This is a genomic window from Bradyrhizobium sp. 23 (genome assembly GCF_023073295.1).
In the GTDB taxonomy this organism is placed as follows: Bacteria; Pseudomonadota; Alphaproteobacteria; order Rhizobiales; family Xanthobacteraceae; genus Bradyrhizobium; species Bradyrhizobium canariense_D.
Genome location: NZ_JADPJF010000064.1, coordinates 356,460 through 370,493, shown reverse-complemented (window position 1 = coordinate 370,493; position 14,034 = coordinate 356,460). Strand labels below are relative to the sequence as shown.

Here is a 14,034-nt window from a genome sequence, read left to right as displayed (position 1 = left end):
CTGCTGCTTGCGCCGTCTCGACCTGCGGGTGCGATGGCGATGTTGGCGGCTGGGCAGCGACTGGTTCATCATCGATCCAAACCGACGGCCGGCGTGGAGTCGGGATGGCTTGCGGGCGCTCGACTTGCGGTTTCGGCGCGGTGACCGGACCGGCTGCCCAGTTCATGTCATCGTCCTGCACGGACGGTTGGGACGTAGACGTCGGCGATGACCATCGAAATGGGTCTACACCCGGCGCCGGCACGCTCGCTGCCCAATCAAGGAACCCCGGATTGACGGGCCGCGCCGCCTCGCGTGGCTTCTTCAACAGTTGCGGATCGATCGGCGGCGGAACGTCACGATCGGCCGTCCAAAGCTCTCCGTAATCCGCATGCTGCTGGACCGAGGGTTCGTGCAGTTGCGCCGCTTGATTTGGGATACGCCCGCCAGCCTCATCCTCCAGCGAAACTCCGATGATGTAGTGGCCGATCGTGAGCCGATCGCCGTCGCGCAAGCGGTGCGGCCCCCGCATGCGCTGGTCGGCACCATTGAGAAAGGTGCCGTTGGTCGAGACGTCGTGCAGCCAATAGCCACCGTCGCGAAAGTGCACCTCGCAATGCTTTCCGGAAATAGTCCGCGCCGGATCCGGCAGCGTCCAGTCGAGGTGACGGTCCCGGCCAATATCGACCGAACGCCTGCCGGTGACCGTAAACGTCACAGGTCCGCCGTCCGGAAGATTCGGTTCGTTCTCGATATTAAAGCGAAGCACCATCACATCGTCTCGTTAGCGCGGAGGGCGCGGTTCGCCGCGTGCCAATTGAATACCATCCTCCAGGCACGACGTCATTATCTGGTCCCGGAAGTCACGAGGGAGCCGGCAGAGGCCAATCAGCAGTGCTGTACGCACCGCCCGTGCGGCCTGATCTGGCTTGGCTTCCACGGGCGCAAATTCCGGGGGAACCACGCTTCCGCCGGACCAGCCGGCCGCCAGCGCCAGCCACGTTGCCGGCTGCTCAGGATCGTTGGCATTGCCGACAGCCAGCGCCTTGTTCCGGGACTGCTCGTCCGGTTGCCGGACCCAGGTCTCCACAATATTGAGCGACCTGCTATCGCTGGCATCGAAATGATCGAACATCCGCCGCAGAGAGCGACATCCCCAGCCAATTGCCACACGCCTTGGAAGTAGGTATGCACAATAAGACACGGCCGGGTGCCAATTGCACGCGTCGGCGGCCTCCTGAAGGAAATCCAGCGAAGGCTTGTCAGCGTCGGCTCTGCCGACATCATAGCGCGCCAACGGATAGGCCTGAAACAGATCCTGTACCGTTCCGAATCGAACCTGCCCCATGATCGTCAGCCGACAAGAGTTGGAGTGCCGTGAGCGACCAGCGGACCGCCGGCAGCAAGCGCCATGCCGGCCTGCGCTGTCATGGCGATCGTCGGCGCGTTGATGACGATGCCCGCCGGGGTCAGGATAATCTGGCTGGGACCAACCTGCAGGGTGATATTGGCGCTGGCCGTGAGCGTGATGCTGATGCCCGCATTGACAGACTGGTCCATGGCCAGCGTGATGTGTTGACCGCCCAATTCGATATCGAGTTTGTCATTGCCTTTCTTGAGCGTGGTCTTGCGGGTATCGCCGCCGAATGCAGCTTCGCCGATGGTCCGTGTCTCGGTGTCCCGGACCGTCACGTCATGGTCCTTCTCGGCATGCACCGTGATCTTCTCGGACCCCTTCTTGTCCTCGAAGCTCCACTCGTTGAAGCCGCCGCCACCTTTGGTGGAGTCCGACTTCAAGCCGCCAATCGTCTTTTTCGACGGCAGATCGTAAGGCAGCTTGTATTCGTCGTTGTACACGGTGCCAATCACCAGGGGCCGGTCCGGATCCCCTTCCAGGAACTCGACAACGACTTCCTGTCCGACACGCGGAATGATCTGACCGCCCCAGCGCTTGCCGGACCAAACCTGGGCGACGCGCAACCGGCACGACCGCTTCTTCTTGCGATCCCAGAAAAAGCGGACATAGATTTCGCCGAGCGACTCGACGTCGATTTCCTCGCTCGAATTGTCGTCTTTGGTCACTACCTTGGCAGTCTGGATGCCATTGATCCTTGGCTTCGGCGTCGTCATTGGCGCTCGAAACGGCCGATCGCTCGGCAGAAACTCGTAGCTGCCGAAATAGACGTGTTGCCCGGCGTCGCTCGGACCTCCGGTGCGATAAGATTCGATCGAGAACGAGTGCGTGGCTCGCACCACGAGATATTCCACGTTCTGCGAATCCTTGGAGTGCTTTTCAAGCTTCGTTAACCCACCGGGGAACAGGTTGACGGCGTCGCCGTTGCCGCGGCGCCTTCGGTCCATTGCCTGCTCGGCCTGGAGCTGGATCTTCGCGTAGCGCTCGCCGTCGGATTTTTCCTTGAACTTCCCTGGATAGTCGTAAAACTCCATCTCCGACCGGGTGTAGTGCTCGGAGCCCTTGGCGTCGCTGATCATCTGCGCGTTGGGCTTTTGATAGTTGTAGTCGTTAAGCTCGATCTTGCCGGTTCGAAACCGGCGCTCCGAGACCCATTCGTAGATATGCTGCTCGCCTCGACGATCGGCCCCCGTTAACGGGATATAGGGAATCGTAGCAAGACCGTTGATCGGGCTATGCGACGATTTGGAATCCGCCAACACCAGCGTATGTTTGCCGCCCTCGTGTTTGAAGAAGTAGTAGATGCCGTGCTGTTCCATCAGCCGGCACACGAAATTCATGTCAGTCTCGCGGTACTGAACGCAATATTCGAGCTTCGGACAGGACCCCTCTTCGGTCAGTTTGGATTCATAATCGGTGAAGCCGCGTTCGTTGAACACCTCCTTGATGATGTCGGGCGCTTTCTTGTCCTGAAAGATCCGGCAATCGGTGGTCCGCGACAACAGCCAAAACCAGGGCCTCAGCACGATCCGGTAGCTGAAATAGTCGTTCCTTACCCCGAGCCACTGGGCCTCTGTCAGAATGCCACTGAACTCGCGCTCCTTTTCATGCAGCTTTATGGTCAGCGTGCATTGCTGACCGATGGCTCGGTCGAAGTCGAGGTCGGCATCCTCACTGAGACACTCTATGCGATACTCGAACAGTTCGCTGAGACCTTCCGAGCCCTCGAATCCGGCAAAAACCAGAACGTCCTTGCCAAGAGGCGTCTTGAGTTCGCAGAGGCGGGTATCCTGAGTAAGCTGGCCCATGTGGGCTTAAACTCCCTCCTTCGATCGAATGACCCGCTGCAAAGAGCTGATCAGACGTATGCAAGATCCGCGGAAATCCTGCCCCGCCAATTGGCAGTGCCGGCAAGTCCGCCCCGGGGCTGGCCTCCTGACGTTTCACGACAGCCGTCCAAAGAACCACCCCGGCCATCAAGTAGTCGGCTCCAAGAGCTTGCCGGTTCACGGGAAAATGGCATGATCTTCGGGAATGAACCAAGATCAGCAGGCATCTGACCCATAGGTATAGAATCGGATCATGCGCCCCGCGCGATCCCTTAGTCGTCACGGCTCGGCAGCGGGGCCGTGACCGAGCAGATGGACGATCCTCGCATGCTTGATGTCGCCTCCCTGACGCTGCCCATTACCGCTGACGATCCCTGCGGACCGGATCTCGACGCCATCGGAGACGTCCAATATCTGAACTTCTTCGCAGGTGCGGAATCCCTGCTGCCAATGTCGTTCTTCGAGGTCGTCAATGCCAATGGGGAGCGTGGACGCTTCGATCCAAAGGCAGTCGATTTTGCCGGCCAATTTGCCGCTGCACAGCCCCTCCTGGCGCGTACCCGCGATCTGCGCCTAAACCTGCTGCTCGCGAAGTTTTCAATCCTCAACCGCGATCTCGACGGCTTTCTTAACTGCCTGAGGGCGACCAACTTGCTGCTGCGCGAGCAGTGGGAAGCGGTACATCCGAGGGGCGAGAACGGCGACTACGCGCTTCGGGCCGTCACGGTCGAAGCAATCGACGTGTTTCCGACCGTGATCAACCCGCTCCAGTTCCTCCCCCTGATCGAGAACCGCAGACACGGCAACCTCCACTACCGTGCCTATCAAATCGCGCAAGGCGAAATTCCCGCCGGCGATGCCGACGCCGACGGGCTCGATCTCGCGACTATCGAGCGCATCGTCAGCGAGACGGATCTCGATACTCTCAAGGCAATCAGCGCGCGGTGCTCCGCGGTCGCTGCTGAAATCGCAGGTATCAAGGCGACCTGGCGTGAGAAGATGAATTCGGGGCAACCTATCAGCCTCGACAGGCTCTCCGGCTTGGTTGACGGCATGGCTGCCTGGCTTGCGGGTCTTGTCGCATTGCGTGATCCGGTGGCGATTGCCGCAACTGCGGAAGATGCCGGTCCCGTCGATACGCAGGTGCCGTTGGACGCAACCACGATGTTTGCTTCATCTGCACAGGCGTCCGCAGCGCTCGGCGCAGCGGCCGCCTATTTTGCCCGAATGGAACCATCCAACCCGGCGCTGTTGCTGGTACGTCAAGCGCAGGAGATGGTCGGCAAATCATTTATTGAAGTGATGCGGATGCTGGTGCCGTCCCACGTGGAGAGCGCTGCCATCAACATCGGGCGGGACAAAGTCTTCGACCTGCCGATCGAACGGATGGCGGAGCTCGCGACCCCGCTCTCATCAACGACGGATGAGAGCGCCCAAGATATTGTTTTTTCGGTGGAAACTAGAGCGCAGGCCTTGGGTCTGCTGACGAAGGTGGCGTCGTTTTTCCGAACCACGGAGCCGTCCAGCCCGATCCCCTTTTTGGTCGATCGCGCGCGCGACCTCGCACAGCGGGATTTCCTCAGCCTTCTGAATGATGTCCTTCCTGAGGGCGCTCTCAAGACAATCGACAAATCGTATTGAACCACCTTTCTCTCGAAGGCACTAACTGGACATAAGAATGTTTTGCCGACCGCAAGTTGAGACGCCTTAGTCAATCTGCGTCGTGCAATTTGGCTTCTGATGCGATTTCGCAGGGAGGGGAACCATGGCTACTGACAGCGGTCAAAAATTCATTCGACGAAACCGCGCACCACGCGTGCACATAACATACGAGGATCCTTACGATGCCGAGCGGCTGATCGAGCTGCCGTTCGTCATGGGCGTCCTCTCCGACCTCTCCGGCAACAACCCCGGCATCGAGAAGTCGAAGGTCGAGGAGCGTAAGTTCCTCGAGTTCGATATGGACAATTTCGACAACCGCATGGCCGCAATCCAGCCCGGCGTGACGGCGCGCGTCGCCAATCGCCTCAGCGATGGTTCCGACGAAAAGATCTCGGTCAACTTGCGCTTCAACAAGATGGCAGACTTCACTCCGGTGGCAGTCGCCCGCCAGGTGCCGGCCACCGCCAAGCTGCTCGAGGCACGCGAACAACTCGCCAACCTGCTGCGCTACATGGACGGCAAGGTGGCCGCCGAGGACCAGCTGAAAAAACTTCTCGCCGATCCTCAACTGATGGCAGCGCTGCGGGAACGCGCGACAAGCCAGTCGAGCGAACCTGGCACCGAGAGCTAAGGAAGGAATGGGGACCATGGCAAAAGAAGCTGTTCACACAGAGAGCCCTACCCAAGTCAAAACCGTCGAAGCTGATGAGTTTACCAGCCTGCTAAAGCAAAGCTTCAAACCGCGCACTGAACGTGCAGCGACCGAAGTCGAAAACGCCGTATCCACGCTCGTTCAAGAGGCGTTGAAGGACACAAGCGTCATAAAGTCGGACGTCCTCGACACCATCGAGGAGATGATCGCGCGGATCGACCAGAAGCTGACCGCGCAAATGAACGAGATTCTTCATACACCTGAGTTCCAGGCAATCGAAAGTGCGTGGCGCGGTCTCCACTACCTCGTCTTCAATTCCGAGACCGACGCCAACCTGAAAATCCGGGTGATGAACGTCTCAAAGAACGAGCTGTATCGAAATCTGCGGCTTTATCCCGATGCACGCTGGGACCAGAGCCCCCTTTTCAAGCAGATCTATGAGTATGAATTCGGCCAGCTGGGTGGCGAGCCTTTCGGCTGCCTGATCGGCGACTATTATTTCAGTCACCTCCCCACCGATGTGCAACTGCTCCGCGATCTCAGCAAGATCGCCGGCGCCGCACACGCCCCCTTCTTCAGCGGCGCCGAGCCGACGCTGATGGGAATGGACTCTTGGACCGAGCTGTCCAACCCTCGGGACATCGGCAAGGTGTTCGACACGCCGGAATATGCCGCATGGAAGGGACTGCGCGATCAGGACGACTCGCGCTATCTCGGCCTGTGCATGCCGCGCGCGCTCGGCCGCCTCCCCTACGGCGCGAAATCGGAGCCCGTGGAAGAGTTCGCCTTCGAAGAGGAGACGGACGGACACACCGGCGACAAATACGGCTGGATCAACGCCGCCTACGCAATGGCCGTCAACATCAACCGCGCCTTCAAGGAGTTTGGCTGGTGCACGCGCATCCGCGGTGTGCAGTCCGGCGGTGAAGTTATCAACCTGCCGACGCACACGTTCCCGACCGATGACGGCGGCGTCGACCTGAAATGCCCGACCGAGATCGCCATCAGCGATCGCCGTGAGCACGAACTTGCGAAGGCGGGCCTCATCCCGCTGATCCATCGCAAGAACACCGACAAGGCGGCGTTCATCGGCGCTCAGTCGCTCTACAAGCCGAAGAAGTATTTCGGCGAGAAAGGCGTGGATGCCACCGCCTCTGATAACCTGTCGTCACGACTGCCCTACATGTTCGCTGTGTCTCGCTTTGCGCACTATCTGAAGTGCATGGTTCGCGACAAGATCGGATCCATGAAGGAGAAGGATGAGCTGACGGTCTGGCTGCAGACCTGGATCAACGAGTACGTTGATGCCAATCCAGCCCTGTCGTCAGAAGCTCAGAAGGCGCGCAAGCCGCTGGCCGCTGCGAAGGTAGAGGTCATAGCAAACGAGGAGAACCCGGGATATTACAACGCGCGCTTCTTTCTTCGTCCACACTTTCAGTTGGAGGCGATGGACGTCGGCCTCAGTCTGGTTTCGCGCCTTCCCGGCCCCGGCTCCTGACGCCGCAGCATCGCAACCGTAACATGCAGAAATTTGAAAGGACTATGCTATGGCTGTCGACATTTTCCTGAAACTCGATCCGATTAAGGGCGAGTCGCTGGACGACAAGCACAAGGACGAAATCGATATTTTGAGCTGGTCTTTCGGCGAGAGCCAGTCAGGCACTTTCCACAGCGGTTCGGGCGGCGGTGCCGGCAAGGTCAGCATCCAGGACCTGCACTTCACGCACTTCGTCGACAAGGCCACGCCGGAGCTTTTCAAAGTCTGTGCGAACGGCAAGCACATTGATACGGCGATCCTCACGGTGCGCAAGGCGGGTGAAAATCCGCTGGAGTATCTCAAGATCGAGATGAAGCACATTCTGGTCACGAGTGTATCGACGGGCGGATCGCACGGCGAAGATCGCCTCACTGAAAACGTGAGTCTGAATTTCGCCAAGGTCAAGATGACGTACAAGACCCAGACGGAAAAAGGCGGCGCTGGAGCGGCGCCGGTGTTTGGCTGGGACGTTCCCGCCAACAAGGAATGGGCCTGATCGTCGGCTTCTGCTTGGCGTTGGTTGCGATTAGCTGAGCCGGCGCCGCACGGTGCGATTGCGTTGACGTCTCGGCGGGAGCGGTTACGAGCACGACCGCCTGCCGAGGCGACAACCATCCTGGAGACCAGCTGATGCTCCGCGGAAGGGCATAGCGGGCCCGGCATCTTGGGGAAGGTAAATGACCATTACTCCAAAGAGGGATCGTCTCTCTCCCCCGCTAATGCTGGCCTTTCGCTTGGCTCATGAAGCTCGCGATGCGCGCAAGAAGCTCAATTTGCGCGATGAATTCGGTGAACGGGTCATTGCCGGACGGCGTAGCGCCGGCCGCTTTCCGATCTCGGAAACGCTGTTGCGGCGGGAAATCTCTCATGACCTAGAAGCCCTTCTCAATACCATTGCTCTGGAATCGACTTTGGATCTGAGCGACCGGGATTGCGTCCGGAGATCGATCTTGAACTACGGCTTCCCCGATATCGCCCACCGCTCGATCGACGAGGTTACGGACGACGAACTCACCGACGCGTTGCGCGAGACGCTAGCGACCTACGAACCCAGACTCGACCGCAAGACGATTCGGGTTCGTCGCGACGGCTCGGTCGGCCCTGAGCAGCTGAAGCTGCGCTTCATCGTTCACGCCGACCTCAAAGCTGAGCCGCTCAACGTCCCCGTGGAATTTGTCGCCGACGTCGATCTCGACAGCGGCGACATCCAGATCAATCGACTTTAGCATGAATCGCGAATTCCTCGATTTCTACAATCGTGAACTGTCATTGCTGTACGAGCAGGCGGGAGATTTCGCCGAAGAATATCCAGGTATCGCAGAGCGCCTCGGCGGCCTGATCCGAGACCGCTCGGACCCGATGATCACGGGACTGCTGGAAGGCGCTGCCTTTCTTGCCGCCCGCGTTCAACTCAAGCTCAAGCACGAGTTCCCGGAATTCACTGCAAACCTGCTCGAGCAACTGGTACCGAACTATCTTGCGCCGACACCTTCGGCCATGCTGGTGACCGCACGGCCACCCTATGCCGACCCGGCGCTGCGTGACGGCAGGAAGATCGCGCGCGGCGCCTATTTCGACGCGACCTATCGCGAGAGAGAGCGAAGTCTTTCCTGCCGGTTTCGACTTTGCCGCGACATCGTGCTCTGGCCATTTGACGTCACAAGCGCCGAGTATTTCTCGACGGCGGGCGCTCTGCAGGCGCTTGGTATCCCGATCGGCAGTGACGTCATCGCGGGGCTGAGGCTATCGTTGACCCATCGTAGTGCGGCCCGGCTCGAGGACGAGCCGCCGGACGCGGAGGCTCGGACCAAGCCGGAAACGTGGTTCGCAGGCTGCCGCGTGAGCGAGCTTCCGATCTACCTGTCCGGTGCGGAATCCGACGCCATCGCGCTTTACGAGCAGTTGATCTCGAATTGCAGGGGGGTCTACTTCCGGCATCTCGACGACTTTGGCGATCCGGTGGTGACTCGTGCCCCCCATGACAGCGTGCAGCAAATTGGCTTCGACGAGAATGAGTCTCTATTTCCTAACGATAACCGGATCTTTCGTGGCTCGGAATTGCTGCGCGAATATTTCATGTTTCCACGCAAGTTCCTCGGCATTACCCTCACCGGACTTCGCGGCGTGATGTCACGGCTGCGCAGCAAATCGATCGATATTGTCTTCGCATTCGATGAACACAGTTCACGATTGGCCGCCTCGGTGCGCCCCGAGACGTTCAGGCTCTATACCGCGCCGGCGATCAATCTGTTCGAGAAGACGAGTGATCGTATTCCGGTCAAGTCGAATACGCACGAGTACCATGTGGTGCCAGATCGCAGCCGCTATCTGGAATACGAACCGCACCAGGTGCTCGAAGTCTACGCACACCTTCCGGCAGAGAAGGATAAGCGGCCCGTGCGCCCGCTATATTCGGCCGCCGTCGACCGGAGCGGCGGGTCGGCCGACAGGCTTTATTTCACTGTGCGCCGCTTGCCGCGGCGCCGCACAGTGGAAGAAAAGACATACGGCGCCTCCTCAGACTACACCGGGACGGACATGTTCCTGTCACTGCTCGAGCCCGGTGAATTGAGCGGCAAAGGCTCTGTCGCCGAACTGAGCGTTCGGGCTCTCTGCTCCAATCGCCATCTCACGGAGCACTTGCCGGTCGGCCAGGGCGGCGCCGATTTTCGTTTGCTGGACGACACATCTCTTGATCTGATGTGCGTCGCTGGTCCGACGCCGCCGCGCGAGCCGGTGGTGGCCCAATTGCGCAGCCGCAGCGAAATCGTCAACAGCGGCGTTGTCAGCTGGCGGCTCATCAACATGCTCAGCCTCAACTATCTTGGGCTCGTCGAGCGCGGTGGCGGCAAGAACGCCGGAGCGCTGCGCGAGATGCTGTCCTTGTTCGCCGACCAATTCGACGACGCCACGGAACGCAAGATCCGCGGCGTGCGCAGCATAGAAAGCCGCCCCATCGTGCGACGCGTGCGTGAGCGCACCGGCAGCGGCGCAGCACGTGGCTTGGAGATTATCGTCACACTCGACGAGAAGGCATTTGAGGGCAGCGGCGTGTTCTTGCTCGGGGCGATCCTGGAACGCTTCTTTGCCGACTATTCCGGCTTCAACACCTTCACCCAGACGGTCATCTCGACGCCGGAGCGCGGCGAGATCATGCGATGGCCGCCGCGCATGGGCACGCGGAGACCGCTATGACCCTGATCGACCAGATGAAGGCCGAGCCCTGGCGTTTCGATTTCTTCCATACGTTACGCCAGTTCGAGCGCGCCAACCCGGATCGACCGCGGATCGGTGACAGTGCCGCGCGCCGCGACGAATATGTCGACCTCGGCCAAGTGCCTTATCTGGAGTTTCCCGCCTCGAATCTCGCGGCCGTGGACGACCAGAGTGGCCGGCTCAGGATACTCGTCAAATTTCTCGGCCTCCTGGGCCCGCAGGGCGCCCTGCCCATTGCCACCACCGACGAAAGCCTCAGCTGGTGGCTGATGCGGGATGACGCTTTCCCGCGCTTTCTCGATCTGTTTAACGGGCGCTTCCTGCAACTCTTCTTTCGTGCCTGGGCCGACGCGCGCCCGATCGCGCAGCACGACCGCCCGGCGGACGATCGCTTCATTGCCTATGTCGGCTCCTTCGCCGGCTTGGGCACCGATGTTTTCGCCGATCGCGATACCGTTCCGGACATGGCGAAGCTCAGCTTCGCTGGACTGGTCGCGCCAAGGGCGAAGTGTGCATCACGGTTGACGCGATTCCTGCAAGGACTGTTCGAGGTCAAAGTCGAGATCGACGAATTCGTCGGCACTTGGCTCTCGTTCGACCCAAGTCACTGCAGCCGGCTCGGCGGAACGCATGCGAGGCTCGGTCAGGACGCCCTTCTGGGCTCGCGCGTGTTCAGCGTCGAGGACAAGATCAGAGTTCGGGTCTTTGTCAGAACATTTGCTCAGTACGAACAATTCCTGCCGACCGAAACACCCAACCTGTCGGAGCCACTGGCCGACGCCGTTTTCTTCTATGTCGGCGACGAATTGGAATGGGAGGTAGAGCTCGCCATTCCTGCCGGAGAGGTTGTACCGGTCAGGCTCGGACAAAGTGGTCGACTTGGATGGACTTCTTGGGTCTCGCCGAACTGGGCCTCCACAGAAGAATATCGCCGCGATGCCCGCTTTCAGCTCGGGGAGCGATTGAGATCGCGCCGGAGCGCCGCAGCCAATGCCACGGCGATTTGAACCTATCCATAGTGCTGATCGCCTAATACTATGGAATTTGAAGCCAATTCCGCATGATGACAAGCATCCGCGGAGGAGTTGAGCAGGAGGAGCCGCCGTGACCGACATCAGCATTGAAGCTGTAACGGGCAAGCTGAACCGGGCCGGCTATGATGCCTTCATACAGGCCCTCCGCCACGCAAAGAGCGCCGGCAATCGCAACGTCGAGCTTGCGCACTGGCTGTTTCATATTCTGCAGCAGGAGGGCAACGATCTCAGCCTCTCGGTCGATCACTACAAGCTCGACCGCGCGCGCTTATTGTCGGACCTGGCCGGCGTGATCAGCGGCTTTGCTAAGAACGAGACCGACATGCCGGGCGTCGCGAATTCGGTCATCGATCTGCTCGATCGCGGCTGGCACTATGCCACGCTTTTCTTTGGCGAGACCCAGATCCGCACCGGTCATCTGCTCGTTGCCGGCCTGAAATCGAACGATATTCGTCGCGCGCTGAACAACCTCTCGCGGGAATTTGCCAAGGTCAACGTCGACGCACTGGCGGCGGAACGCCGCGCTGTCTGGACCGGCTCCGACGAGGAGAACATGCGGCCGATGGACGGATCGGGCCTGGTTGGCGCCGGCACGGAAGGCGCGGCCCAAGCTGGTCCGAAGGGCACGACGCCGCTCGACCGGTTCTCCCAGGACCTCACTGCCAAGGCTAAATCGGGCGAAATGGATCCGATCCTTGGCCGGGACGAAGAAATCCGCCAACTGATCGACGTGTTGATGCGTCGGCGGCAGAACAATCCAATTCTCACCGGCGAGGCTGGCGTCGGCAAGACCGCAGTTGTCGAAGGCTTTGCGCAGCGCATTGCCGCCGGCGACGTGCCGCCACCGCTGCGCGGTGTAAGGCTCTGCGCACTCGACATCGGCCTGATGCAAGCCGGCGCCTCCATGAAGGGCGAGTTCGAGCAGCGCTTGCGGTCGGTGATCGACGAGGTCCAGAGCTCACCTACTCCCATCATCTTGTTCATCGATGAGGCCCACACACTCATCGGCGCCGGCGGCGCCGCCGGTACCGGCGATGCGGCCAATCTCCTGAAACCTCCCCTCGCCCGTGGCACGCTGCGTACGATCGCCGCCACCACATGGGCGGAATATCGCCAGTACATCGAGAAGGATCCCGCACTCACCCGGCGCTTCCAGCCAATCCAGATCGATGAACCTGATGTGGAGACCTGCTGCATCATGCTTCGCGGACTTCTCGGTCCGATGGAAAAGCACCATGGCGTTCGCATTTCGGATGCTGCGATCGTCGCAGCAGTCAACCTGTCCCACCGATACATTCCTTCACGGCAGTTGCCGGACAAGGCGGTCAGCCTGCTTGATACAGCCTCGGCACGCGTAGCCATCAGCCAGAGCGCGACGCCGGCCTTGATCGAGGATGCACGCGTGGCGATTGCCGCTCGTGAAGCTGAGAGATCTGCGCTCGTCAGCGACGGCGACCTTGGGATAGAGGACAACGAGCGCATTGTCGCGATCGACAACGACATCGCCGCACTGAAAGACAAGCTGACGAACCTCGATGGCGATTGGGCGGTCGAGCAGGAGCTCATCAAGGACATCCGCAGCATTCGTGAAATCCTGTCCAGGCCCAAGGAAGGCGAAGATCCGGCTGCCAAGCGCGCGGAGCTGCGCGGCAAGTTCGACACACTTGAGACCATCAATCCGGAAAAGCGAATGGTCTATGCCCATGTAGACCAGCAGTCGGTGGCGTCCGTTGTCTCTGATTGGACCGGCATCCCGGTCGGCCGGATGATGCGCGACGAGATCGAAACCGTGCTGAAGCTACCGGAGATCCTCAACCGCCGCGTCGTCGGCCAGTCCCATGGGCTGACAATGATCGCCAAGCGAATTGAGACCAGCCGCGCTAAGCTGGACAACCCGTCGAAACCGATCGGCGTATTCATGTTGGCTGGCCCATCCGGTGTGGGCAAGACCGAAACCGCCCTGGCGCTTGCCGAGACTCTTTATGGCGGCGAGCAAAACATGATTACGATCAACATGTCAGAGTTCCAGGAAGCGCACACCGTCTCGACCTTGAAAGGCGCACCTCCCGGGTATGTCGGCTATGGCGAAGGTGGGCGCCTCACCGAGGCCGTCCGGCGCAAGCCCTATAGCGTCATTCTGCTCGACGAGGTGGAGAAAGCTCATCCCGACGTCCATGAGATTTTCTTTCAGGTATTCGACAAAGGAACCATGGAGGACGGCAACGGGCGACGGATCGACTTCAAGAACACTTTGATCATCCTTACCACCAACGTCGGCACCGATATGATCATGGGCCTATCACGCGATCCAAAGTATCGCGACGAGCCGGAAGAGCTCGCCAGGATGCTAAGGCCGGAGTTGCTCAAGGTGTTCCCAGCGGCGCTGCTCGGACGCATCGTCTCGATACCGTACTTCCCGCTATCGGACGAGATGCTGTCCGGGATCGTGCGTTTGCAACTCGACCGCATCGGAAGGCGCCTTCGCGACAATCATAACGCGACCTTCGGTTATGACGACGCGGTCGTCGAGCACATTGTGTCGCGCTGCAACGACCCCGACTCCGGTGGGCGAATGATTGACAACATCATCACCAACACCCTGCTCCCCGAGCTGTCGCGCGAATTCCTCAGCAAGTCGCTCGCCAAGGAAGAGGTGAAGGAAGCACGTGTCTCGATCGACAACAACAAGTTCGCATATTCGTGGAATTGAG

The 14,034-nt window shown here is 60.0% G+C and carries 11 protein-coding genes; 8 read left to right on the top strand and 3 right to left on the bottom strand.

The window, feature by feature from the left end:
- From IVB32_RS16970 to tssI, 3 genes are all read right to left on the bottom strand, one after another.
- The coding region (locus tag IVB32_RS16970; protein ID WP_247410773.1) for an FHA domain-containing protein at nt 1-751 on the bottom strand (751 nt) is incomplete at its 3' end.
- 12 nt (nt 752-763) lie between these two features.
- Nucleotides 764-1,327: a hypothetical protein gene (locus IVB32_RS16965; protein ID WP_026233412.1), complete on the bottom strand. Its 564-nt coding sequence runs from the start codon at nt 1,325-1,327 to the stop codon at nt 764-766.
- A 5-nt stretch (nt 1,328-1,332) separates the two neighbouring features.
- Nucleotides 1,333-3,201, bottom strand: a complete 1,869-nt coding sequence (gene tssI / locus IVB32_RS16960; RefSeq protein WP_018457631.1) for a type VI secretion system tip protein TssI/VgrG — start codon at nt 3,199-3,201, stop codon at nt 1,333-1,335.
- Nucleotides 3,202-3,522: 321 nt separating this feature from the next.
- On the opposite strand from tssI, the gene IVB32_RS16955 reads away from it, so the two are divergent.
- From IVB32_RS16955 to tssH, 8 genes are all read left to right on the top strand, one after another.
- Entirely contained in the window at nt 3,523-4,863 is a 1,341-nt protein-coding gene (locus IVB32_RS16955) for a type VI secretion system ImpA family N-terminal domain-containing protein (protein ID WP_247371738.1), read from the top strand.
- A 124-nt stretch (nt 4,864-4,987) separates the two neighbouring features.
- Nucleotides 4,988-5,515: a type VI secretion system contractile sheath small subunit gene (gene tssB / locus IVB32_RS16950; protein ID WP_026233414.1), complete on the top strand. Its 528-nt coding sequence runs from the start codon at nt 4,988-4,990 to the stop codon at nt 5,513-5,515.
- 16 nt (nt 5,516-5,531) lie between these two features.
- Nucleotides 5,532-7,034 (top strand): type VI secretion system contractile sheath large subunit, encoded by a 1,503-nt coding sequence (gene tssC / locus IVB32_RS16945; RefSeq protein ID WP_204511553.1) that lies wholly within the window; start codon nt 5,532-5,534, stop codon nt 7,032-7,034.
- Nucleotides 7,035-7,083: 49 nt separating this feature from the next.
- The gene (locus tag IVB32_RS16940) at nt 7,084-7,569 is read left to right on the top strand and encodes a type VI secretion system tube protein Hcp (RefSeq protein ID WP_018457635.1); all 486 of its coding nucleotides are present in this window, start codon (nt 7,084-7,086) and stop codon (nt 7,567-7,569) included.
- A 181-nt stretch (nt 7,570-7,750) separates the two neighbouring features.
- Nucleotides 7,751-8,299, top strand: coding sequence for a type VI secretion system baseplate subunit TssE (tssE, locus tag IVB32_RS16935; RefSeq protein WP_026233415.1), 549 nt, complete (start codon nt 7,751-7,753; stop codon nt 8,297-8,299).
- 1 nt (nt 8,300) lies between these two features.
- The gene (tssF, locus tag IVB32_RS16930) at nt 8,301-10,268 is read left to right on the top strand and encodes a type VI secretion system baseplate subunit TssF (protein ID WP_247362314.1); all 1,968 of its coding nucleotides are present in this window, start codon (nt 8,301-8,303) and stop codon (nt 10,266-10,268) included.
- Entirely contained in the window at nt 10,232-11,296 is a 1,065-nt protein-coding gene (tssG, locus tag IVB32_RS16925) for a type VI secretion system baseplate subunit TssG (RefSeq protein WP_018457638.1), read from the top strand. Before tssF ends, tssG begins: the two co-directional genes overlap by 37 nt.
- Nucleotides 11,297-11,393: 97 nt before the next feature.
- On the top strand, nt 11,394-14,033 hold the full coding sequence (tssH, locus tag IVB32_RS16920; protein ID WP_247362313.1) for a type VI secretion system ATPase TssH: 2,640 nt from the start codon (nt 11,394-11,396) through the stop codon (nt 14,031-14,033).
- Nucleotide 14,034: the final 1 nt, after the last annotated feature.